Raw genomic sequence first — 24,037 nt, 5'->3', positions numbered from 1 at the left:
AGTCCGCAAGGCGGGGTGATAAGCCCCCTCATAGCGAACATCTATCTGGATGCGTTCGATGAGGAAATGAAACAACGTGGGCACCGCATAGTGCGCTATGCTGATGACATCCTTATCTTGTGTTGCAAGAGCAACATCAGTACCTATGCCAATTCCCATTAGCACGCAAGCGAACGCAAAATCTAACCATGAAGTGTCCATGCTAGTCTTCTTTTACTAAGTTAAGGCTTTCTTGTTCTTGCCAGTCGAGGCGCATATCCCATTGAAATTGATGACTATTGAGTAAAGGTGGTTGCTCTGCATCAATGGTTTCCAACACATTAGTTGCCTTAGTAATAGTTGCATCTCGACCGAATAAGTAACTTTGCTCTTTTACGATAGTTAAATACGCTTTATTCAAATCTCTAGCCCGCTCGCTAGAGGGCACAATTAATTCTTGCAAATTGCTTACTCGAGCCACTTTTTGACTATCAAGCTTGCCATTATCATCAAACCAATTTGAGAGCATTTCGGTGTTTTGCCTAAACTCATCGCCGCCGCCTACTCGTGACATATAAGTCAAATATTCGCCCAATTCCTCACCGATGTTCGGCGCGTCGTTTAAACTTTTCAAATTGATATAGCCCCAACCCCTTGCTCCTGGTGCTTTGCGAGCAAAAGAAAAGGTTTGATCAAAGGTTGCGCCAACTGATTTATGACAGCCGTTGCAAAAAGCGAGCTCTTGTTTGTGCTGTGGTCGCAGCTCGCCTTGTGCGTCTTCAATATAGGCATTGATTGTCCAGCCAAAACCATTGTCGATACCACGCCCACCTAAGTATCGAGTTTGAGGTAGTTGCTCAAAATGTTTGTCTTTCGCTTCTGCATAGTAAGCAGATGCTAAGCTTTGACGATTTCTGAAAACGTGCTTTTGCATATATCGCACTTCTTTCATTCTTTTCGAAGGTATCACATCACCATTTTTATCTTCACCTAAATAGCGAACGGTGTGTAAAAATTCAGTGCCTTCAGGATAGAGCATATACGCCAATTCAATATGCTCAGCATCGCCAAAATAGTGGCTTGGTTTCTCTAAATGATTCACGGATGCGGATAGTTCACCATCGCCATTAATATCTAGATTGTGCTGCTGTTCATCAAACGGAAAAATTGCAAGGCGATTTAGGCCTTTCATCGTCATTTCCAAAACCGCCAAGTTTAAGAAATAGATGTCTTCATTATCTTTCCCATTTATTTGGCGAAATGATTGTGGCAGACGGATCATAGCATCGCCGAATGAACCGTTGGTTGGCCAAAAAGTACTTGGGAAAGGCTTGTAATTATAGGCAACCCAGAAACTATCATCTTTTGCCAATCCGTTTTTTGCGAAGGCAAGTGAGGGCTCAGCTAGATTGGCTAACTGCATATTCTGAGGAATTCCTTGCGCCGCAGGTAAGCCCGTTTTTTCATTTTTTTGAAGCGCGGAAGTTGAGTGTGAATGAGAGGCAAGTAGGGCGCTTTTGTAGTTGTCTTCGTCAACCCAATCGTCAATCAGGTGATTTGGAATTTCTTTGATCATTTCGCGACGGTCTATAAACAAATTTTTCCAGCTATTGGTTAGGCCTACATCTGAAAATTCATAATTGCCTTGTAGAGTGCCGTCGCCCATTTGATTTGGACGCTGTTCTGATTTGTCATAACTTTGATGGCAAGCATAACAAGGGTTATTCACACCTTCAGTCTTTGTATAACACTGAGGCGGAATAACTGACTCGGGGTTATACACTTCATCATGCTCTAGATAGGCGAGTGCCGGAATGTCATCGCCTTCATTGTATGGATAAACCACTTCTTCTGCAGTCGGAGAACAGGCACTGACTAAAACCGTCAGGCACAACAAGGGGAATATCGAATATGATGCTTTTGGCAAGATGCTCATAAAGTGTCTCTTTATAATTGTATTTTTTTGTTATTTAGCGCGTGAAAACACCCCTGAGCAAATCGTCAAAATGACTTACCCAGGGATGAGTAGTGCTTAGTCAGCAGCAGGCTGATACATCCACAATGTATTGTTTTCTTGGAAGCCGTCTTCACCAATTAAGATTCTGCCGTCTTTCATTACAATCACGTTGTCTGGTTGAGAAAGGTTATTTACATCACAACGCTCTGCACCAGTGAGGCTAGAGCGATAGGTCGAGCCCATAACAACAGGTTCAATACGACTGATATCGTAATTTTCACCTAAACGAGCTCGGTAAACACCACCACAATCTTTAACCCGTGCTGATAATTGCATATCACCTTCGTTGTCTGTCATTGTGTTGTCGATATCAGCAATGCCGATGTAGAGGTATGCATCGGTTACAATTTCGTCGTCAATCAAATCAACACCTTCCACCGCTTCTTTTGCGCGGTCATGGTTGATGCTGATGCCTTCGAGTTTACGCCATTCAGCCGTTGCACCTTTCAGTTTTGCAGCCGCACGGGATTCAAGGAAAGCGACACGGTCATCCATTGGGTCGCCCGCTGTTACTGCGCCACCGCCGTCGGCTTCAGTAGGATATGTTGCATCACCATCAACCCATGCCTGTACGTCAGCCATGGTGATGTAAGAACTCTGGCCTTCAACGTAGTCGTCTGTACCGATACCATCATATTCATTGATCCAAGCCTGAATTGTCGCGTTATCACCCGATGCAATTTCAACCCAAGTTACATCAAAGCCAGTAGTTGCTGGATCGTTTTGACCAAGATCTTGTACTAATTTAGCGCCATATAGTGTACCTGCCGAAAGATCTTCGGCTGTGTCAGCAACAAACTTGAAGAAAACGCCGCCCGTGTCGTCTTGAGAAAGGTAAACTGTTTTTCCATCTGGCATAACAGTCGCATTTTCATGCTCATAACGACCAAGGGTAAAGTGTTTAACAATAACCGGGTTGGCTGCCACAGCATCGGTTACTTCTGCGATATATCCATACTTATAAGGGTTAGAAGCATCAGGTGCTGTCAAATCCCACATACGGCCTAATCGACTGTTGCTTGCGATTTCATCTGGATCGTTCCAATCAGCATCAGTTGTGCTATCCACTGAGCTATCAACTACCCATTCCTCTGACGTTAGTGGTGTATTCCATGGTGTCATTGAGCCAAAGCAGTTCGCTGCGGTGCCCCAAACAGGCGAGAAATCCAACATCATTGCTTCGCTAACCGTCCAAGTACCTTTCTCGTCTTTTTCGATCTTCATGCGGCTCATGCCGCCGGGTAGCTCCTCCCAGTTAGAGAACAAATAACCTTCATCATTACCAGTAGAAACAAAACCGTTAAAGTCGGGCATGTCATTTTCAAGAATGAGTGTTTTGTTATCTAAGGTATAGATGTGGCCTAGGCCAGCAGGAAGCATACCGTTGAAAGTGTCACCTGTTTGACCAAGCACTTGGTATTCACCATAAGCACTCATGACGGTTTCTCTTTCTTGTTGACTAGAAGGCACTGGCGAGTCAACCAGAGTGGCCGGTAAATTATTAAAGTTCACGCCGGCTAACACCCCCACAGTGCCTGTATTAATTGGCACTGCATTTGTGTCGTTTGTTGCTGTGTTTGTGCCTGAAGGGTGCTGAACATTGAAAAATAAGTCGCCGGCATCAGTTAAAAATATGCCTGTTACTTCTGCACCATCTGGCACTGTCGCGATGCGAGTTAATACGCCTGAACGTTCGCCGGAAGGACCTTGCTCGCCGGTTTGGCCTTGTTCACCTTCAGGACCTTGAGGTCCCTGTGCGCCCTCTGCTCCGTTGATACCATCAGAGCCATCATCGCCCTCTAGAAAGCATCCCGACAATCCAAAGGACACAGCTAAAGCAAGTGCTGTGAATTTAAGTTTCTTATGTGTTGTATTTATCATTGTCGTTCCCAAATATTGTGATACGGCACAGCATCTTGTGCATAGCCTTGATGATGCTAAAGCGACTCATCTGTCTTATTCACCCAACTTTAGCTTTTTCTAGTTTGAGAATGATTGATGACAGCTCCGTGACACTAAGCTTGCAAAAAAATGAATGTTTTCTTACAGAGCCTGTCACTAAATCTTCATAAATTATTCATGCCGTACACTTAAATAAGTCGTCGGGTTTTACATTTTTCACTTAGATTTTTTAGGTGCTTTGGAAAGCTAATTAGCGTGAGATTATTTCGAATGAAAAGCGGTGCTGGTTGAGGATCCACAGAGCCAAAGTAACTCGTCGATTGTGTTGAGAGGTGATCTTTTACGCTTCATTTTCCCGTAGTTACAATGGTCTGACGTATTTGTAATCGCATTTCAAATACTCTGTATTGGTATCTATTTTACGTTCTAAATAGTTTCCATATTTATGCCAGCGCAAATAAAAATTTATGCCAGCGCAAATAAAAACCCGATGGAATATGCCGCTTTTTTATTCCACATCTACTCCATACCACGGAAAATACGAGCAGGGATTATGATTAAAAAAGTAAGTATCGCGTTGATGTTTGCCGCTCTAGCAACGTTTGGTTGTAGCGATAAAGATACTGCCTCATCACAATCTCAACAATCCGCTTCACCTCAGCAAGATGATAACGCTAAGCAAAAACAACCTGCAACGCCGGTAGGGTATGTAGAGCTTAAGCCACAGCAAATTCCTACTTTAGCCAAAATTCCAGGCAGAGTAGTGCCATTCCAAGTTGCTCAAGTAAGGCCTCAGATAAGCGGCATTATTCAGTCTCGCTTGTTTACCGAGGGAGCGTTAGTTAAAGAGGGCGACCAGCTTTACCAAATTGAACCCAACCGTTACCAAGCTGAAGTAGATTCTGCACAGGCAGACCTTAATAACGCCCAAGCGAGAGAGAATAATGCCCAGTCCGTTGTTGAGCGTTACGACAGCTTGGCTGAGTCTAACGTGCTAAGTCAGCAAGTTTTCGAAGATGCGCAAACAGAGCTAATGCAGGCCAAGGCCGCGTTAATGCAGAGTGAAGCCCAGCTTAAGCGCGCAAAAATAAACCTTGCTTATACTAAGGTTTACGCACCAATCACCGGCTACATAGGGCCTTCAAGTGTAACTAAGGGCGCGCTGGTGTCGCAGCAGCAAGAACAAATCCTTGTCACCATTCGTCAATTAGACCCTGTTTATATTGATTTCTCTGTCTCTGCTAGCGATAGGCAGTTGATAGGCTCGCAAAGTGATACTTCGCAGAGCCAATCAGTAAGTTTGTTTTTAAATTCAGGAGAGCGTTATCCTCAGGTTGGTAAAATAAAAGCCACAGATTTTGCGGTTGATAACCAAACGGGCACTATTCAAGTACGCACCGTGTTTGCTAACCCTGATACAGCGCTCCTACCCGGGTTATTCGTGCGCGGTGCAATTAATGATAGTGCTGCAGCCCCCGTTATTATTGTCCCTCAAAAAAGTGTAAAAATTGGAGTTAATGATAAAAAACATGTGTGGGTAATAGATGCCGACAATAAAGCACGTGAACGAGAGGTAATTACGGGCACTGCGTTTGAAAACAAATGGGTTATTGAAGAAGGATTGAAGCAAGGAGAACGGCTTATTATTGAGGGCACAATGACACTAGCCGATGGGCAACGTGTTAAGCCGCAAAAGGTGAATCAGGAGGGTGACCGAGAAGCTAATCAAAAAGCTAAGCAACAAGCTAAACAAGAAGTTGAACAAAAAGCCAATAAGAGCTCTGATGACCAAAGTACTCAGATGACAGCGAAGGCACAATAATTATGTTTTCTCGCTTTTTCATCAATCGCCCTATTTTTACTGCCGTTATCGCGCTTCTTATTATGGGAAGCGGCGCTTTTTCAGTGATGAATCTTCCGCTAGAGCAGTACCCGAATATCGCTCCACCTAAAGTCTCTATTAGCGCAAGTTACCCCGGTGCGTCGGCAAAGACCATGGAGGTTACGGTTACTCAAGTTATTGAGAAGAGCCTCACGGGTATCGACAACTTGCGCTACATTCAGTCGCAAAGCTCTTCTGCCGGTACGGCGTCAATTACCTTAAACTTTGAACCAGGTACCGACCCCGATATTGCGCAAGTACAAACCCAGAACAAAGTATCTCAAGCGCAATCTGCGTTACCGCCCATTGTGCAGCAGCTTGGCATTGCAGTAGAAAAGGCAGGCAGCAGTTATGCGCTGCTGGTCAGCTTTTTCTCAAAAAGTGGCGAGATGAACCGCAACGAGATTTCAGACTTTCTAGTGTCGAATCTTGAAGAGCCATTAAGTCGGGTTAATGGGGTGGGGCAAATACAAACCTTCGGCCCTGAAAACGCCATGCGCATATGGCTTAATCCTAACGCCATGAATAACTACAACATTACTGCACTCGATGTCACTAATGCCATTGAACAACAAAATGTGCAGTTAGCAACGGGTGAAATTGGCGGAGCCCCATCGGTAGAAGGCCAACAATTAAATGCCACTATTACTGCGCAGTCGCTGTTAAGTACGCCTGAAGAATTTGAAGCCATTTTGCTTCGCTCAGATTTAAATGGCGCGAGTTTAACGTTAGGCGATGTTGCTCGAATTGAAGTGGGTGCAGAAAATTACAGAGTGCTTGGGCGATGGAACGGAAAACCCGCATCCGGTATTGCCATTGAGCTTGCGCCATCCGCCAATGCGCTTGCCACAATAGAAGCCTTGAAAGCGCGGATTGATGAATTTAAAAGCATCATTCCAGATGATTTAGATATTGCTTACCCAGTCGATACGTCGCCTTTTATCCGAGCGTCGATTTTCAACGTACTTGAAACCCTCGTGATTGCGGTGGTGTTAGTGGTGCTAGTGATTTACATTTTTTTGCAAACGCTAAGAGTTACTTTGATTCCGGCGGTTGCGATACCTGTAGTTTTACTAGGTACATTTAGCTTTTTATTGCTGTTTGGTTACTCCATTAACGTACTTACTATGTTTGCCCTTGTTTTGGCTATTGGCATGTTAGTAGATGACGCCATAGTGGTTACCGAAAACGCCGAAAGAAAGCTAGAGGAAGATGAAAGCCTGTCGCCTAAAGAGGCGGTAAAAAATGCGATGGCAGAAATATCGTCTGCACTAGTGGGAACTACAGTGGTGATTTGGGCGGTGTTTTTGCCCATGGCGCTATTTAGCGGCTCGGTTGGGGTTATTTATAGGCAGTTCGCTATCACGATATCGGTTGCCATGGGTATATCACTGTTTATTGCTCTTACCTTGTCTCCGGCCCTTTGCACATTGTTGCTGCAATCTGGTGGAAAGAAGCAAAGCACAAAGGCACTGCAGTGGTTTAATAGCGGCTTCGACAAGATCAAAAACAGTCACAATTCCCTGTTAGAAAAATTGCTCAACAATAAAATAATTTTACCTGCGGTGTTTATTGTATTAGTGGCAGGAAGCATGTGGATCTTTGGACGAATACCTACCTCCTTTTTACCTGAAGAAGATCAAGGCCGAATGTTTACCTTGGTGTCTGGGCCTCCTGGCTCAACGCTTCAGCAAACTCGAAAAAAAATGGCCAAGCTGGAAGACTTTTATCTCAACGACGCGGGTGATGCAGTAGAGGGGTTGTTTACTGCCGCTGGTTTTAGCTTTGCAGGGCAAGCGCAGAATGTGGGTATTGCGTTTGTACAGATGAAAGATTGGGAAAAGCGTGGCGAACAAAACAGCGTCTTTAACATTAAGCAGCGCGCCGCAAAGGCGTTGGCACCGGTGAAAGACGCTATGATTATTCCCCTTGTACCGCCGCCTGTGAGTGCGTTAGGTAACGACAGTGGCTTTCAGCTGCAGCTGATTGACCGCGAAGGAGCGGGGCATGAGGCAATGAAGCAGGCAACTCAGCAATTATTAAAAGCTGCCAACGAAAGTCCATTGCTGTCTCAAGTTCGCTTTAATGGCCTTGCTGACAATCCTCAATACAGCTTAGATATAGATACGCCAAAGGCGCTAGCGCTAGGGGTTCCAATATCAACAATAAATCAAACGTTAAGCGTTGCTCTAGGCGGTCGCTATGTGAATGATTTTGTCGATAGCGGTCGCATTAAGCGGGTTTACGTTCAGGCCGATAATGAATATCGAATGCTGCCTGCTGATATCGATAATTGGTATTTGCGTAACAGCAGCGATGGCATGGTTCAGCTTAGCCAAATAGCAGAGGGAAAGTGGTCTTACGGCCCATCTAAGTTAACGCGGTTCAATGGCGGTTCTGCAAGAGAGATACAGGGCTCGACGCCACCAGGAGTGAGCTCAGGCGAGGCACTAAAAGAGTTAGAGCGAATTGCAGAATCATTAGATAATGGTTTTGAAATTGCGTGGACGGGGTTATCTTACGAAGAAAAAGAAAGTGGTAGTCAAACGCTGTTGCTATACAGTATTACAATAGTCGTTGTTTTTATGATTTTAGCCGCGTTGTATGAGAGTGTGGTGATCCCCGTTGCTATTATATTGGTGGTGCCGTTAGGTATTTGCGGTGCAGTATTAGCAACCTGGTTAACGGGTCAATCAAACGACGTTTACTTCCAAGTAGGGCTGTTAATGACCATTGGTTTAGCAGCAAAAAATGCTATCTTGATTGTGGAGTTTGCACAGCGCAACTACAGCCAAGGGATGAGCGCTTACGACGCTGCCATCAACGCCGCAAGTCAGCGCTTTCGCCCCATTATTATGACATCGCTTACTTTCATTTTAGGCGTAATGCCCCTAGCTTTTGCCTCTGGCCCAGGCTCGGGTGCACAAAATGCAATTAGCATAGGCGTGCTGGGTGGAATAACGATGACAACAGTATGCGTTGTGTTCTTTGCTCCCTTTTTGTTTGTGTGGGTTCGTCGTCTAAGCAAAACGTCAAGCAATGGCAATGAACAAGCCAGCGAGCATTAAATGAAACGCTTTTTGCACTCTGAATTTTAGGATAAAACACTACGCCGTCACTAAATGTGAAGGCGTTCACCAAGGATTAAGGTTATGTTTGTAACATCATCAAAAGCCACGTTTTTAAATGGAACTGCGTTAAACAGCACGCTATTAAATGAAGTGGAAATGCATTCAGCAAGACTGAATGCAGCGGAACACGTTACTGTTTCCTCACTGGTGCAAAGCACTGATGGCGGCGGTGCTATCTCCAGTCTGTCCAATGCACAATCGCTTTTAGCCCAACTATGGGAAAGCTTTGTCTATCGCTTGCCTGGTTTAGGCCTTGGCATCGTAGTGATGGCGATCTTTATCGTGTTAGCACCTCATGTTGCCAGACTACTTGTAAAACCAATGACGCGAACGACAACGTCGCCTTTACTTCGCTCTGTTATACAACGAAGCATCAGCTTAGTACTTATGTTGCTCGGCATATATTTGTTTCTGTTTTTGGCGGGTTTAACGGGCTTTGCTATTGCAGTGGTCAGTGGAACCGGTGTCGTCGGGCTTATCTTAGGTTTTGCGTTTAGGGACATTGCAGAAAATTTTATTTCAAGCCTACTGCTCACTATTCAACGGCCATTTCGAATAGGCGATATTGTTCAGATAAATGATTTTACAGGTATTATTCAAAAAGTGACGGCACGTGCTACCACGCTGGTGGATTTTGATGGCAATCACATTCAAATACCTAATGCGACTATTTATAAGGGCGTAATAAAGAATTTAACGGCTAACCCGCTAATGCGAGGGCACTTTGTCATTGGGGTAGGGTACGACTCGGAAATACAACAGGCACAACAGATAGCTCAAGGTGTTATCGCTCATCAGCAAAACGTACTTGATGATCCAGAGCCGCAAGTTCTTATCGATACGCTAGGTGCCTCTAGTTACAACGTGAAAGTGTACTTTTGGGTTAATGTAGAAAAAACGAGTGTTGTCAAAATGTCTTCAGTGCTAATGCGTAATATTACCAAAGCCTTTTTGGATGCAGAAATCAGCATGCCTGATGATGCAAGAGAGCGCATATTTCCCCAAGGCATCATGGTTGAAAAAGCGGCAAACCAAGAAGAGGCAGGTGTTGATAAAGAAGACCGCAGTGGCAATAAGATGAAAGAAAATAGAGAAAGTAAGTCATCACAGGATACAACGCCCAATCAAGCCGAAAATAACTTTGATACGGCTGAGCATAGCCGTGTTTCAGATGATGATGTAGCGTCTGAAGCGCATGAGATTAGAGAACAGGCCCGTAACTCGAGAGACCCTGAGGGGGGCGAGAATATTCTTTAAAAGTTGTTTCTTCAAAAAGCGTAAGACCGTACTTGAAAAGAAGCAGACAATGTAGTTAATTACTATTACAGGGAAGATGGTTATAAAAGGACTGAGATGAAATTGCACGGACGACTGAGCAAATGGAATGACCAAAGAGGCTATGGGTTTATTACAGATGACAGCAATGGGGAAGAGGTCTTCGTTCATATATCCGCCTTTCCCCACAATACAAATAGGCCAGAAGTAGGTGAAGTGTTGTCATTCGACATCGATATTGACATCGAACGGAATGGCAAGCGTAAAGCGGTTAACTTAAAGCGCCTTTCTCGATTGTCCTCGAATTCTGTAAAGCCGCATCGCCTAAAAAAGAAATCCTCGCTAAACGTATCGAACGTTTTAGGAATGTGTACATTAATGATACTGGGCTTCGTACTTTACCCAACCATTGTTCAATTTTTTAAAGACGAAGGCCTTATAGATTCCCCTTTAAAAGATATTCCTTTGATGCCGCTTACTACGGTGGAAAACACGCAATTTACATGCGATGGCCGTCAACACTGTAGCCAGATGAACTCGCGAGCTGAGGCCGTGTTCTTTATCAGAAACTGCCCTAATACCAAAATGGACGGAGACAACGATGGACAGCCTTGTGAGAATGACTCAAGATTTTAATGTGTCCTAGCGTTGTGTTTATTGACTTAGCTAGGCACGTGTAATGATTTGCCTTTCGTTGAGTTACTTAATTTGAGCACAGCAAAAAAAAGGCGCCGTTATCGGCGCCCTCATTTATCTTACTGTTTAAAAAAGGGAGTAGAAGGCTACCCTCTAGCCGTCATTTCTACCTGTTTTCCAACCGGTTAAAGTCTAAATACCCAAACTCAGTAGGGTAGGTGGCTTTAAAATAGCTGTGCATGTTGTCAGCATAGTCCCAAAATTTGGGGTTTGTGCGTCTTACGCCATAGGTGTCTAGCAATGCTGCATAATCCGGTTCTGACCCCATTTTATTGATGCGTGTGGCGAGGTCGGGTAGGTCTGATATTTCGACTTGCAAAAATGCATTTGGGTGAGAGGTCATAAAGCCACTGGCAATCGTGACGGTGTCTTCTTCGGGCAAGCGCCTGTCTTCCTCATTAAACAAATGAGAAATGTTGGTGTGGGCGCTGTGCCTTAGCATGGTGTAAAAGTGCTGTTCATCGCTTGATTTGTCATAAACACGCACTACGGTTGACTCAGGCAGCAGTGAAATATTGTTGCCCTTAAACGAGTTTATCGTGTTAAAGCTAGCGATAGCCTCTTTCTCTTTAAACCCGTTATTTAGGTAATGTCGCTCGCTGATTGTGCCTGTGAATTTACGCTTCATGGTATCGAGTAATTCTTGATAAGGGTTATCGGTGTTGTACTCAATGCTAGTCTCTATCTTTGATGTATTGCCTTTATACACAAATTCTTCAACTTCACTCACCGAGCCGCGATACCATTTGCTTCTAACCTTGTCTCTGGTTTCACTTGGCAGTAACGCTAAAAAGTTGAACTCGCCTTCCATACGCAAAAAGTCCATATACATTCTACTGTTAAGCTGATGGCCAACGTTGCCGTACACGTCGTAACCCGCCACGAGTAAATAGTGAATGCGCTCAAATAGTGGGTACGTTAACACCCAAGCCGTTTGTGGTGTATTTCCAACAAGCCCTTTAACTACGCTTGCGGCATCTTTATGCCTAAAGATAGTTAATGCCATATTTTCATTCTCACCATCACCGTTCCACAGTAAATCAAGATCGATGTTTAACTTGTCTTTTATCTGGGTATTGATGAATTCAGATTTCGCGTTTAAATATTCACGCTCCATCGCGGCATAGTTCATCCATGCCGTGGGTAGGGCATTGCTTTGCTCTTCAGCAGGCAGCTCAATATTTTGGAGTGCTTGTTGAATAAATTCGCCGTTATTTTGAACCAAATCTAAATCTGGCTCAGAAAATACAACCCAAAAATGATCGTTTATTACGTTTAGCGCCATTTGCCCGCGACATACTGGGCCTTTGATAAATTGCATGATGGTGTTTTGCGCCTCATCAAGCATATAGTTGTATCTCGCGTTTATAGGTAATTGGGCAAAGGTAATAAAGGGGTTAGAGGCCTCTTCAGGCTTATACGACGGCATTGAGGTAACCTCATAATCGTCGTTTAAAAACCAGTCTTCATATTTATCCATGCGATCGCTGGTAAGTAATACTGGCATATGCGACTTGTGCACTCGCGTTTGTTTTAGCGGCACTATTCTGTAATACACCCGCTCTACGCCTGGGCTGTCGAAAGGCCGACGGGTATGAATACTGTTAATAGGTTGTCCAGGGGCAGTTGAAGAGCGAATCAGCTTGAAAAACTGTTGAGGTTGCTTTGCGTCAAAGTGCAGATGCACAAGAAAGAGATGTTCAAACAAGTAACGGCTCATTAATTGAGACTTTAAACTATCGCCGTTTAAAAAGTCTTCCCACGCCATAATCTGCTTTTTATTTTCTTCGCTAATGACAACGTCATCACTACCTTTGCCGCCTTGTGCTATCCAATTGAGAATGAGTGCGTTTTCTTGTTTGTCCAATGCTGGCAACGCATAGGGCATTCCCCATAAAGGGTAATCTTCTTTGAAGTCATCGATATCGTCGATGGTAGGGCATTGATATGCTCTGTTGATATTCAGCGGATAATCTTCTTTATTGAGAAGCGCCGGCGTTTCACTGGCTGTTTTCACTGGCGTGTCTTGTTTTAACTGCAGCAGGTGGGCAATAACGCTTGATGATAAGTTTTCATTGGCCGCAGTTTGATAATCTGCGGATGACAAGCCATTTGAGCTCATTTGGGGCGTGTCAGAATTTACAGCAAAAAACGCTTTGTCTCGCCATTGGGCTAGCGTATGGCCGTCTTCAAATAGCCGAGTTAAGTTGGCTTCTATGAGCCTTTCACCATCGTAGACTCGTTCTTTGCTCGCGCCTCGTTCAATACCGGAATAAGCGCCCATTTTAAGTTGGCAAGGGGCATCATAACACGCATGGCATACCACACAGCGCTTGGCTAACACGGGCTTTACGTCATCGTGATAATTAACCACTTCACTTGCAAGCGGCACTGATACAGGTAGCGACTTGGCTTTTATGGGCGTTTGGAAAAAATGATAAATGCCTGACCCAGCTAATAGCACAACGATACACCAAATGGAGGTTGTCCATTTATTCATGCAAAAACTCTCTTTTAAATTATTTTGTTATCACGGTGCTTTTTAACCGTGTTTTTTGGGCTGTATTTTATGACTGGGAGTAATTGCCGAAATGTTGCGTTGACATAACATCAAGATAACCCTATTCGCTAGTACGAACAGCCTTAGAATTGCCACTATACAGTAGCTAGAGCGCAGGTGGTAGAAAAGAGGGAAAATGTCCGTGTGCGTCATTAATTTGAGATAGTAATTACCTGCAACGTCGCAATATCTATATGTTGTAGTAGTGCCCAAATGGAAAAGTACCCTTTTAGCTTTAATGTTAATACTGATAGGCGGATGGCTTTTAGGTTATTCATTTTCGCTTATTTAAATAAAATCTTATCTTCAAATTAATTTGTCATTTTTAATTTTCTAGGAATATACTTTTGTCTAACTGAAGTGGTCTTCTGCCAAATTATGGTTTAACAGAGTATGGTCTTAGATAATGCACACGGAAATTATTCGCTGTCTTTGCAGGGCGACACGGTATATTGCGATTATGCCGATGGATTTAATTTAAGTGGCGTTCGAAAACTTACACTCGACATTCTTTCATTAACCGCCTCGTTAAATGCCTGGGTGCTTTTTCAACGTCCCACAGAAACTGCGGGCATTACTCATGATGCAATTCACGAAATGATGGCGGGATACGTTGCTTTTCAACAGGCCGGCTGCAAAGCGGTGGGTATTGTCGAAAACAGTATATTTGTTCACGCAGGCTCCCCGCATAGGCCTTCAAATCTCACCATGCCGTTTATGATTGATAAAGACGAGGCAAAAATTCAACTCTGGCTTTCGCAGATACGCTTATCATCTCGCTAATTGTTTATGTTGTGTTAAACCTTCTTTTTCGTCTTTTTGTCGCTTATCGGAGTCCTAAATTTTTAAAACGCCGTATTCTATGTCGTAGAAAACTGAAGTAGTGCGCGTACTGCGTGGAGTGAAAATATGGTTAACACCGATAATAACAACAAAAATCAACAAACCACCTATAACAAAAAAGCACCTTGGGTAGTTCATATCATTGTCTCTATCGTTATCCTCATCATCGCTGGGCTAATAGTGAAAGCGATGTTTTCCAGTAAGCCAGAGGCAAGGAAGTGGGGAGGAAGTCAAGCTGCTCCCTCCGTCGCCGTTGATGTCATGGATCTCACTATCGATAATTATGAGATATGGATTGAGTCTTACGGTACGGCCCAACCGCTCACACAAACCGAGCTGGTAGCTGATGTTTCCGGTCGCGTGGTATCAGTTGCTCCCAATATTCGTGCCGGGGCTTCATTTAAAAAAGGTGATGTTCTTGTTCAGTTAGAAAACCGAGACTTTCGCATTGAAGTGGATATTGCGAAATCTGCGGTTGCAGAGGCCAACGTAAGCTATCTGCAAGAGCTGGCTGAAGCCGATTTTTCAGCGCAACAATGGAACAAACAGCCTAAAGGAGAGGCCGCTAAACTTTTGGCATTGCGCAAACCTCAGGTTGCCGCTGCCGAAGCGGCGCTTCGCGCGGCAGAGGCAAGGCTAATGGGCGCCCAGCTAAATCTTGAACGAACTGTTATCAAAGCGCCTTTCGATGGCATGGTGCTAAGTCAGTCAATTGATGTTGGACAAGTAGTGACGCCGTCACAGACTATCGCGTCTATTTACAGTACAGACGTTGTTGAAGTTAGGTTGCCCATTAAAACCGCAGAGCTAGAATATTTTTACTTAGGTGAAAACGGCTCGGACTCTTCTCAAAATCCCCGGGTTAGACTTTACGGCGATTTAGGCACTAAAACGTATCAATGGGAAGGTGAGATTGTGCGAAGTGAAGGTGCTTTCGATCCTACCACCCGCATGCTATTTCTTGTGGCTCAGGTAGAAGCCCCTTTTAAAGCTACTCAACAAAGGCCAGCGCTACGAGTAGGTCAATTTTTAAGTGCTCGTATCGAAGGGCAGAAACTCAATGATGTATTTGTCATTCCTCGTCAAGCTGTGTCTCAGAGCAATATGGTAAGTGTGGTGGACGAAGGAGTCTTAAGAAAAAGACCCATCACTCCGTTATGGACCGACGACAAAAACGTGATTGTTTCTGCCACTAATCGTCAAGTTACTGGCAATGGCAGCAATGTGTTAACGCCAAACGATCAGTTAATTCTTACACCTACGGCCAACATTCCCGATGGCACGAAGGTGAAGTCACTCGCCGATAGCTTGCCAGAGACGTCATCAGCTAAAAAATCGCTTCAGGCAAAGACTGCTGACAGTGCAAAAAACACTGAACAAGAGTAGGAGATGCCAACATGATTGCATGGTTTGCTAAAAATGATGTGGCGGCGAATATCTTACTTGCCGTAATTTTTATCTCAGGGCTGTATGTTGTATCAAACCATATCCCCGTTGATTTGTTTCCCGAATTCGAACAGCGCAGTGTGCGCGTCACTATGTCTTTGCCTGGCGCATCGCCTCAGGAAGTCGAAGAGGGGATCACAATTCGTATTGAAGAGGCGGTTCAAGACCTAGAGGGAATACGAGAACTTAATTCATCAAGCAGTGAGGGTAGTGCATCTGTCACCATCGAAGTTGAGGAAGGATATAACGTTAGGGAAATGCTTGATGATGTAAAAATAAAAGTGGACGCGATCAATAATTTTCCGGTTGATGCAGAGAATTTACTTATTCAAGTACCTCAATGGCGACGAGATGCCATTGGGGTAGTGCTGTATGGTGATTACGACCCCATAACGCTGCGCCGATTAGCAGATACAGTGCGCGATGAATTGGCTGCCATTAAAGGTATTTCTCAAGTTGAAGTGGGGGGAACGCTTCCCTTTGAAATTTCCATTGAAATTCAAGAATTAGTGCTCAGAAAGTACGACCTAACGTTAGAGCAGGTTGCTACCGTTATTCGTCAAAACGCAACCGATGTGTCAGCAGGTAACCTAAAGACCGAAGGCGGTGATATTTTCATCCGTAGTAGAGGCCAAGCGTATAACGCTGATGAATATGCAAACATTCCTATAGTCACCACGCAAGACGGCACAATGATTAAGTTGGGCGACCTGGCGAATATTGTAGATGCTTTTGAAGAAACGCCACTTAAAACACGGTTTAACGGTATGCCTGCTGTGGAAGTAGAGGTGTTTCGCACCGGTGATGAAAGTATTATTGAAGTTACCCAAGCGGTTAAAGATTACGTAATCGCCAAACAATCGCAAATGCCCGAAGGGTTAAGTTTAGATTTTTGGCGAGACAGAAGTGAGCCAATTAAAGCCCGCCTTGCTACGTTATCGACTAGTGCATGGCAGGGGGCGCTATTGGTGATTACTTTACTTGCCCTATTTTTGCGACCATCGGTGGCGTTTTGGGTATGTTTAGGGATTCCCATGAGTTTTATGGGGGCATTCTTATTGATGCCTGTGTTCGACGTTACGCTAAACTTAATGAGCCTTTTCGCCTTTATTTTAGTTCTAGGCATAGTGGTGGACGATGCCATCGTGACCGGGGAAAATGTTTACGCCCATTTAGAGCGTGGCGAAAACCCTCTTGATGCGGCCATTAAAGGCACGCAAGAAGTGGCGGTACCGGTTACGTTTGGTATTTTGACAACAGCAGCGGCTTTCTTGCCACTCGCGTTTCAAACAGGCAGGGGAAGTTGGTATGCGGCTATTCCGTTTGTCATCATCCCAGTATTGCTGTTTTCATTAATTGAATCGAAATTTATTTTGCCCGCTCACTTAAAGCACGTGAAACCCCGTGGCGACAAACCGGCATCTAAACTGTCAGAAATTCAAAAGAAGGTTGCTCGGTCTTTAGAAGTTCTTATTGAACGGGCATATCAACCTGTTTTAGCTCGCGCAATGCAGTGGCGCTATGCATCGTGGGTGCTCATGTTTTCAGTACTGGTGATTATCATTGGCTCTATTGCCAGTGGACAAACCAAATTCGTTTTCTTCCCAAGAGTTCAAAGTGAGGTGGCAACTGCTACTTTGGTTATGCCTGCGGGAACGGCATTTGAAAGTACGGATCGCATCGTAAAATCTATGACGGGTCACGCGCAAGCGCTTCGTGAGGAGTACCTTGATGAAGATACTGGCGAGTCAGTCATTCGAAATATTTATTCAGTGAGTGGGGGCAGAAACTCCACCACAGGTAGAGTGCAAATTGATTTAGTGCCGCCTGAAAAACGTACCGTAGACGTATCTACACGTGAAGTCGTTAACGAATGGCGTAAACGCGTTGGCCAAATTGCTGGTGCAGAACAGCTTAACTATCGCGCTGAAATTGGTGGTTGGGGCGGCTCGCCGGTGGATGTTGAGCTTAAAGGCAGAGACACCAATGCACTTAACGAACTTGGTGAGAAGCTAAAAACAAAACTGGCGGAGTATGCGGCTGTTTTTGATATTGAAGACTCGTTGTCAGATGGTAAAGAAGAACTTCAGCTTGAATTAAAACCCGAAGCTCGACTGCTAGGGTTAGACCTTAATACTGTGGCAAGGCAAGTCAGACAAGCGGTGTTTGGGTTTGAAATACAGCGCATCCAACGCGGCCGAGAAGAGGTACGCGTGATGGTGCGTTACCCACTTCAAGCTAGGCAGTCTATTGAAACCCTTGAACAAATGATGATTCGCATTGGACCAAACCAAGAAGTGCCACTTTGGCAAGTAGCAGATGTGATCCCAGGGTTTAGCCCAGACAGCATTTTGCGGGTAGATAGACAAAGAACACTTTCGGTTACCGCAGACTTTGATAAAAAGAATGGCGATTTAACCCTTGTGCAAGCAGAGGTCAACGATTGGTTGTCTGAGCAGTTAGGTCAGTACCCTGGGGTGAGCTTTGAAATGGCAGGTGAGGCGCGAGACCAAGAGGAATCCTCTCAAGGGCTAATTGTAGGAGGAGTGGGTCTGGCAATACTGATTTATATTTTGTTAGCCATTCCGTTTAAGTCGTATTCTCAGCCGATAATTGTAATGTCGGTGATTCCTTTTGGCCTTGTTGGCGCTGTTATTGGCCACTGGATCATGGGTATGGACTTAACGTTGTTGAGTTTTATGGGCATGCTCGCGCTTTCGGGGGTTGTGGTGAACGACTCATTAGTATTGGTCGACTATATAAATCAAAAGCGTCTCGAAGGAGTCGCCCTTAAAAAAGCGGTTTACGATGCTGGTGGTCGACGCTTCAGGCCAGTATTACTGACGTCCCTTACGACTTTTGCAGGGCTGATGCCGCTGTTATTTGAAAAGTCGACTCAGGCCCAGTTTCTTATTCCAATGGCGGTAAGCCTAGGTTTTGGCATTTTGTTCGCCACCGTGATCACGCTATTCATTGTGCCGCTAAACTACCTTATTCTCGAGGATATAAAGCAGTATTTTAGAGGCTACGGTAGAGACTTGAAAGGACTAATGAAACGAAAAAAAGCGCAAAGTTAATTCAATGGTTTTTTTGAACAGTTTGAGCTTTAGCATTTATTCATCATCAAACCATAGATATATATAACCAAAATCAATCGGTTGTGTCTGATTTTGCCATTGCATCAAAGGATGTTCAGCGTTTACTCTGTGTTAATAAATTGTAATAACATAGAGTGAGCGAGAGTCTTATGAATTTTGCAGAATTTGCCGCTTCCAGAAAAAGTGTTCGCGGTTTTACACAACAGCCAGTGTCTAAAGCAACCGTAGATTCTATCATCAATGCGGCCAAATGGGCGCCATCTTCATACAACACGCAAACGTGGAAGATACACGCTGTTTCCGGCGATGTGCTAGATAAAATACGTGAAGGTAATACAGAGAATACATTGGCAGGAAAACCTCATAAACGGGACTTTCCCTATAAAGAAGATTACGAGGGTATTCACCGCCAGCGACAAATTGATGTCGCCGTTCAGCTATTTGACGTTATGGGCATAACGCGAGAAGACAAAGAAAAGCGAATGGACTGGATGATGCGCGGTTTTCGTCAGTTTGATGCACCTGTGTCTTTAGTGCTGACCTACGACAAAACGTTGGAGCCTGCCGGTATTACTCAGTTTGGTTTAGGTTCATTAGCCTACGGTATTGTCTTGGCCGCGTGGGATTTAGGTTTGGGGTGCGTGATTAACGGGCAGGGCATTATGCAATCTGATGTTGTTCATAAGCATGCCAATATTCCAGACGATGAAGCAATCATGATCTGTATAGCACTTGGCTATCCAGACCCTGATTTTCCAGCCAACTCAGTTCGCTCAACCCGCGTAGACAACGCTGATTTTGTGACTTACCACGGATTTGAGTAAGTCTAGGTTATTCTCCATTTGCAGTGACTTTAGCGGAGGAAGAGAGGAATCGGAAAAGAGGGCAAAAAGAACATAAACTCACGCTAATAAGCAGACTCATTTGTTCTACTTATTAGCGCGTTATTGATATCTATTGGCTTTATCTACTAGCTTAGGCGTGTGCGCTACTTGTACTAGCGCTTTAGCGCACTTAGCCTAAAACTAGAGAGTTTAAGCATTAGGCCGCCAGCGTGAGAATTTCTCTTGCCTTTACTAGGTCAATATCGCCGTGCTCACCAAGCGCAGTTAGGCCGTTTCGCTCTAGGTTATCAACTAATCCATCAATCGCTGATTTATCAATATCATAGTCAGACAAACGAGTTTTGACCTGCATTGTTTCAAAGAAATCTTGAACGGCTTTAATAGTCAAATCTATCGCCTTTTCTTCATTTTGCTCTGAAATATTAAATACGCGCTCACCAAGCTGCAAAATCTTCTCTTTCTTGCTGTCTCGTTGAACATACATTAGCGACGGTAAAACGATAGCTAGCGTGACCGCATGGTCTAAACCGTGAAGTGCCGTCAATTCGTGGCCAATCATGTGAGTGCCCCAATCTTGTGGAACGCCTTTGCCAATAAGACCATTCAACGCCATTGTCGCTGACCACATTACGTTAGCTCTTACGTCGTAATCATGCGGTGTTGCTAGTGACTTAGGGCCTTCTTCAATAAGCGTTTGCAAAATGCCTTCTGCAAACCTGTCTTGTAACGGCGCGTTAACTGAATAGGTGAGGTATTGTTCAATAACATGAACAAAAGCGTCAACCACACCATTTGATACCTGTCGCGTTGGTAACGAATAGGTAAATTCAGGGTCAAGCACTGCGAATACAGGCTGTACAGATTCCGAAGAAAACGCCCGCTTCTGTGAGGTTTCTTTGCGATTTACCACTGAATTACCGTTACTTTCTGAGCCAGTTGCAGGCAGCGTAAGTACGGCACCGATAGGTAATGGATTCTCAAACGGCGCCTCTTTAATTAGGATATCCCAGGGGTCGCCAGCAAAGTTAACCGCCGCAGCGACAAATTTTGCACCGTCGATAACACTTCCGCCACCCACAGCAAGGATAAAGTTAACCTTGTTTTCACGAGCCACTTCAACGGCTTTCATCAGCGTCGAAAATTCCGGGTTTGGCTCAACACCGTTAAACTCTACAACCTCGGCATCGCCAAGTGCTTCTATGGTTTTATCGTAAATGCCATTTTTTTTGATTGAGCCACCGCCATAAAGAAAAAGTACTTTTGCACTTTGCGGTAAACGAGAGGCTACTTCACTGAGTTGGCCTTTTCCAAACAGCACTTCGGTTTGATTTTTAAATGTAAAATTAAGCATAGTTAGTTTCTCGTCCTTATTAGTTTTGTTCATTCAGTTGGTTAATAAGCTTTTCAGCGAGTAATTTGTCTGAAAACGGGTTTTGTCCTGTAATTAGCTCGCGGTCTACAACCACGTGAGGAGCCCACATTTCTTCGTAACTCATGTCGCCGCCAGCGGTACTCATAGCATCTGAAGGGTAATAAAGCAGACCTGCATCGGTAAGGGTACTCTCAAAATATTCCTCTTCAGCTTCCGAGAAAATCGTCATTTCATAACCCGCGTAAATCCAGTCATCAGCCTCTGCATCGGTTTGGCTTTTAAGTGCTGAATTAAACGTTTCAGGGTTGTTTTGTGCTGATAAAAGCGCGATAGGGCCATGGCATATTGCCGCGGTGGGCTTTTCTGCGCTATGAAAATAGCCCAAAATTTTACCCACTTCAGGGTTGTTGGCTAAGTCGATAAGCGGGGCATGGCCGCCAGGAATAAACACGCCCTTGTAGTTATTTAAACCTGCATCGATGACTTCTGAAAGCGATAGGGTATCGTCAATGCCATCAATAGAGGCAACAAAGCGTTGTATTTGCTCCATGTAAGCACTGTCACCGCCAAAATACTGCGGGATCACCGATTTGCTGTCTACGGCGGGTGCATTGCCTTTCGGTGTGGCTAATACCAGAGTGTAACCGGCGTCGACCAGTGCTTTTGCGGGTACGCCAAATTCATTTAAATAATAACCCGTTGGCTCTGTTTTACCTTCTGTAAGCTGCATTCTATCTTCACTAGATAGCAGTACCAGTACCTCGCCTTTGGTTTTAGTTTGACTTTCATGACCTTCACCGCTTCCGTGCCCATGACTGAAAGCGCTCAGCGATAGCGATGATGATGAAATAAGTAGTAATATCGGTAGTGTCTTGTTCACAAAAAATCCTTATTGATTTAAGCCAATTGCTTCAATGGGCTGCATCTTACGGAGGTTTAATTGGCACGAGAAGTCAGATAAGTTAGTATCAGCCATCAATAATCTGATGGGTCGGTCAATGTCATATCTTACGCAGTTAAAAACCTTTGTTGAAGTGTATCGCAGTGGCAACATTACTCGGGCCGCATCAAGGCTACATATGTCACAGCCTTCAGTTACATCGCATATTCAAGCAATGGAATCCATTGTGGGTAAGGAGCTGTTTATTCGAAAAGCGAGAGGCGTGGAGCCAACGCCAATTGCCGATGATCTGGCGCTTCAAGTATCTAGTCACATCGACATTCTTGAGCAAAAAGTGGCGTCCATTCGAAGTCGAGCTTCTACAGATCACGGTACACTGCATCTCGCTGGGCCCGCTGAATACCTTAGCTCTGTGGCGGGGCCAACACTCGCCAATCTGCTGCAGGCCGATAGAGTCAACCTGGTTGTCCATACCGGCAATAAAGCAGATATTTATGGGCTGTTGAAAAACGATGTGGCCGAACTTGCCATTACCGGATCTGAGCCAGAATCAACAATGTATGAATATCAAAAACTGGACAAAGAGCGGCTTGTTCTTGTTATGAACCGGGTTCAAGGCAAACTGATAGAGGACCGTGAAGTTACGGCGTCGCTATTAAACACACACAAAGTGGTAGCGTACGATGAACAGCTACCTCTTATTCGCCGCTACTTTGCTGATGTGTTTAATGCCAAATGTGACTCGCCTGTGGCAGCCATCTGCCCAGATATAAGAGCTATTGCGTCTATCGTTACGTCGGGGGTTGGGTATTCAGTATTGCCCGATTACCTTTGTAAACGAGGTATAAAGCAGGGAGAGTTGATTCAGCTGGGTAAGCCTGGTCCTGAAAATGATTTATATTTGGTGTGGAAAAAAGGCGCGCTTTCTAATCCAAGAGTCGATTTTGCCAAGGACGTTATCACGGCATTTACTAATTTGAATTACCTAGCAGAATATCCGAGTTAATACTTGTTAAATACTCGCTCGACACACTCAAAATGCAGTGCAGCCGAAAGCTGCACTGTACGTCGCAATGTCTTTAGCTAAATTTTACTTAGGTGTTATCACACCTATGGTTAGCACGTAACTCACCCGGAAGCCGAGCTGGCTTCAATATAGCTATCTTAAAATTTGCCTACGATTTTTACTGAGCCATCCACTTTACTCTCATCGATAAAGCCGATGGTGTTTGGGTTTGTTGCAACGAGAGTCAGCATCTCTTCTTCATTTGAAATCATTTCCGGCGGCGTTCCACGCCCGGTGAAGACCAATTTTGACCAAAAGGCAGAGTATTGTGATTCAGACTTTCCAAGTACGTCTTTGTTAAATGTGTCTCGAAGTCCATTACCGGTTTCAAAGGTTAGTGGGATAGCTCTGCTTCCATCAGGAAACGCTTTTGATTTACCCAAATAAATGCGTTTTACCGTTTCCACGTCAATACCTGAGGTGTTGTCCGCATTAACAATGATTGCAGTACCGGCAAATACAGGCGCCGAAAGCGAAAGACATAGTGCAAAAATAAATTTCATGAAGGTTACCTTTGGTCATTGAAAACAAATCCAATATCGGGCGCTTGTCTTTCAGACTGTCTGAAAACAGATAACCAATAAAGGAAAGAAACAGTGAATCGTGTCTACGTTTGTTAAAGTATAGCTGAAAATAAGACGAAGTCGCGATTGTATAAAGGTCGCAAATAGTTAAATAATCAATAACGAGGTATTGATGGCTAAACCCCGTAAAAAAGCCCCAGATAAAACCGTTCACATTTACTGTGCAAAGTGTAAAGCCTCGCTCTATAAATACAAAAAAGGGGGTAAAGGGGCGTTGGTTAAGTGTTTCAAAGAGCGAATAGTTGAGGACTTCACAAAAGAAGAGGGTATATGCCCTAACTGCGAACAGCAATTTGCACGAGATACATTAATTCGAGGAACCCCGTCTCTAAAAATGATTGGAGGTAAGGTGAATATGAAGTAATTGACAAAAAAATTTGCTCTATAGAAAAAGTTACCTAAATTTAAGTATATGAAACGAATTAATCAGGGAAGATTTA

17 protein-coding genes are annotated in these 24,037 nt (G+C 44.3%); 11 read left to right on the top strand and 6 right to left on the bottom strand.

Annotated elements, in window-relative coordinates; genetic code table 11:
• The first annotated feature begins 15 nt into the window (after positions 1-15).
• A complete protein-coding gene (locus O9X84_RS14060) occupies positions 16-162 on the top strand; it encodes a reverse transcriptase domain-containing protein (RefSeq protein ID WP_269520342.1) in 147 nt (48 codons plus the stop codon).
• Positions 163-202: 40 nt separating this feature from the next.
• Here O9X84_RS14060 and O9X84_RS14055 read toward each other — a convergent pair whose 3' ends face one another.
• A complete protein-coding gene (locus O9X84_RS14055) occupies positions 203-1,915 on the bottom strand; it encodes a hypothetical protein (protein ID WP_269520337.1) in 1,713 nt (570 codons plus the stop codon).
• Between the two features lie 96 nt (positions 1,916-2,011).
• On the bottom strand, positions 2,012-3,877 hold the full coding sequence (locus O9X84_RS14050; RefSeq protein ID WP_269520336.1) for an alkaline phosphatase PhoX: 1,866 nt from the start codon (positions 3,875-3,877) through the stop codon (positions 2,012-2,014).
• A 574-nt stretch (positions 3,878-4,451) separates the two neighbouring features.
• Between O9X84_RS14050 and O9X84_RS14045 the strand changes: the two genes are divergently transcribed.
• The 4 genes from O9X84_RS14045 to O9X84_RS14030 all read left to right on the top strand — a co-directional run bounded on the left by O9X84_RS14045 (position 4,452) and on the right by O9X84_RS14030 (position 10,822).
• A complete protein-coding gene (locus O9X84_RS14045; RefSeq protein ID WP_269520335.1) occupies positions 4,452-5,720 on the top strand; it encodes an efflux RND transporter periplasmic adaptor subunit in 1,269 nt (422 codons plus the stop codon).
• Positions 5,721-5,722: 2 nt separating this feature from the next.
• The gene (locus tag O9X84_RS14040; protein ID WP_269520334.1) at positions 5,723-8,848 is read left to right on the top strand and encodes an efflux RND transporter permease subunit; all 3,126 of its coding nucleotides are present in this window, start codon (positions 5,723-5,725) and stop codon (positions 8,846-8,848) included.
• Between the two features lie 159 nt (positions 8,849-9,007).
• A complete protein-coding gene (locus O9X84_RS14035) occupies positions 9,008-10,168 on the top strand; it encodes a mechanosensitive ion channel family protein (RefSeq protein ID WP_332108334.1) in 1,161 nt (386 codons plus the stop codon).
• A 96-nt stretch (positions 10,169-10,264) separates the two neighbouring features.
• Positions 10,265-10,822 carry a cold shock domain-containing protein gene (locus tag O9X84_RS14030; protein ID WP_269520332.1) on the top strand — a complete coding sequence of 186 codons (558 nt, stop codon included), beginning with the start codon at positions 10,265-10,267 and terminating at the stop codon, positions 10,820-10,822.
• Between the two features lie 166 nt (positions 10,823-10,988).
• Here the strand turns inward: O9X84_RS14030 and O9X84_RS14025 are convergent, their stop codons facing one another.
• Positions 10,989-13,382 carry a fatty acid cis/trans isomerase gene (locus O9X84_RS14025; RefSeq protein WP_269520331.1) on the bottom strand — a complete coding sequence of 798 codons (2,394 nt, stop codon included), beginning with the start codon at positions 13,380-13,382 and terminating at the stop codon, positions 10,989-10,991.
• Positions 13,383-13,835: 453 nt separating this feature from the next.
• Here O9X84_RS14025 and O9X84_RS14020 point away from each other — a divergent pair, with 453 nt between their 5' ends.
• The 4 genes from O9X84_RS14020 to O9X84_RS14005 all read left to right on the top strand — a co-directional run bounded on the left by O9X84_RS14020 (position 13,836) and on the right by O9X84_RS14005 (position 19,653).
• Positions 13,836-14,225 carry a hypothetical protein gene (locus O9X84_RS14020; protein ID WP_269520330.1) on the top strand — a complete coding sequence of 130 codons (390 nt, stop codon included), beginning with the start codon at positions 13,836-13,838 and terminating at the stop codon, positions 14,223-14,225.
• A 126-nt stretch (positions 14,226-14,351) separates the two neighbouring features.
• A complete protein-coding gene (locus O9X84_RS14015) occupies positions 14,352-15,671 on the top strand; it encodes an efflux RND transporter periplasmic adaptor subunit (RefSeq protein ID WP_269520329.1) in 1,320 nt (439 codons plus the stop codon).
• A gap of 11 nt (positions 15,672-15,682) precedes the next feature.
• On the top strand, positions 15,683-18,808 hold the full coding sequence (locus tag O9X84_RS14010; RefSeq protein WP_269520328.1) for an efflux RND transporter permease subunit: 3,126 nt from the start codon (positions 15,683-15,685) through the stop codon (positions 18,806-18,808).
• Positions 18,809-18,978: 170 nt separating this feature from the next.
• A complete protein-coding gene (locus O9X84_RS14005; protein ID WP_269520327.1) occupies positions 18,979-19,653 on the top strand; it encodes a nitroreductase in 675 nt (224 codons plus the stop codon).
• Positions 19,654-19,870: 217 nt separating this feature from the next.
• Here the strand turns inward: O9X84_RS14005 and O9X84_RS14000 are convergent, their stop codons facing one another.
• Entirely contained in the window at positions 19,871-21,025 is a 1,155-nt protein-coding gene (locus O9X84_RS14000; protein ID WP_269520326.1) for an iron-containing alcohol dehydrogenase, read from the bottom strand.
• Positions 21,026-21,044: 19 nt separating this feature from the next.
• Complete coding sequence (locus O9X84_RS13995; RefSeq protein WP_442864544.1) at positions 21,045-21,926, bottom strand: type 1 glutamine amidotransferase domain-containing protein; 882 nt, start codon at positions 21,924-21,926, stop codon at positions 21,045-21,047.
• A 118-nt stretch (positions 21,927-22,044) separates the two neighbouring features.
• Here O9X84_RS13995 and O9X84_RS13990 point away from each other — a divergent pair, with 118 nt between their 5' ends.
• Complete coding sequence (locus O9X84_RS13990; protein WP_269520325.1) at positions 22,045-22,953, top strand: LysR family transcriptional regulator; 909 nt, start codon at positions 22,045-22,047, stop codon at positions 22,951-22,953.
• 158 nt (positions 22,954-23,111) lie between these two features.
• On the opposite strand, the gene O9X84_RS13985 is transcribed toward O9X84_RS13990, so the two are convergent.
• Entirely contained in the window at positions 23,112-23,516 is a 405-nt protein-coding gene (locus tag O9X84_RS13985; protein WP_269520324.1) for a phosphate ABC transporter substrate-binding protein, read from the bottom strand.
• Between the two features lie 193 nt (positions 23,517-23,709).
• On the opposite strand from O9X84_RS13985, the gene O9X84_RS13980 reads away from it, so the two are divergent.
• Positions 23,710-23,961 (top strand): hypothetical protein, encoded by a 252-nt coding sequence (locus tag O9X84_RS13980; RefSeq protein WP_269520323.1) that lies wholly within the window; start codon positions 23,710-23,712, stop codon positions 23,959-23,961.
• Positions 23,962-24,037 lie beyond the last annotated feature (76 nt).

The organism is Alteromonas sp. BMJM2, from assembly GCF_027257845.1.
Lineage (GTDB): Bacteria > Pseudomonadota > Gammaproteobacteria > Enterobacterales > Alteromonadaceae > Alteromonas.
The sequence above is the reverse complement of the archived record's forward strand: the minus strand, read 5'-3'. Positions and strand labels throughout refer to the sequence as shown.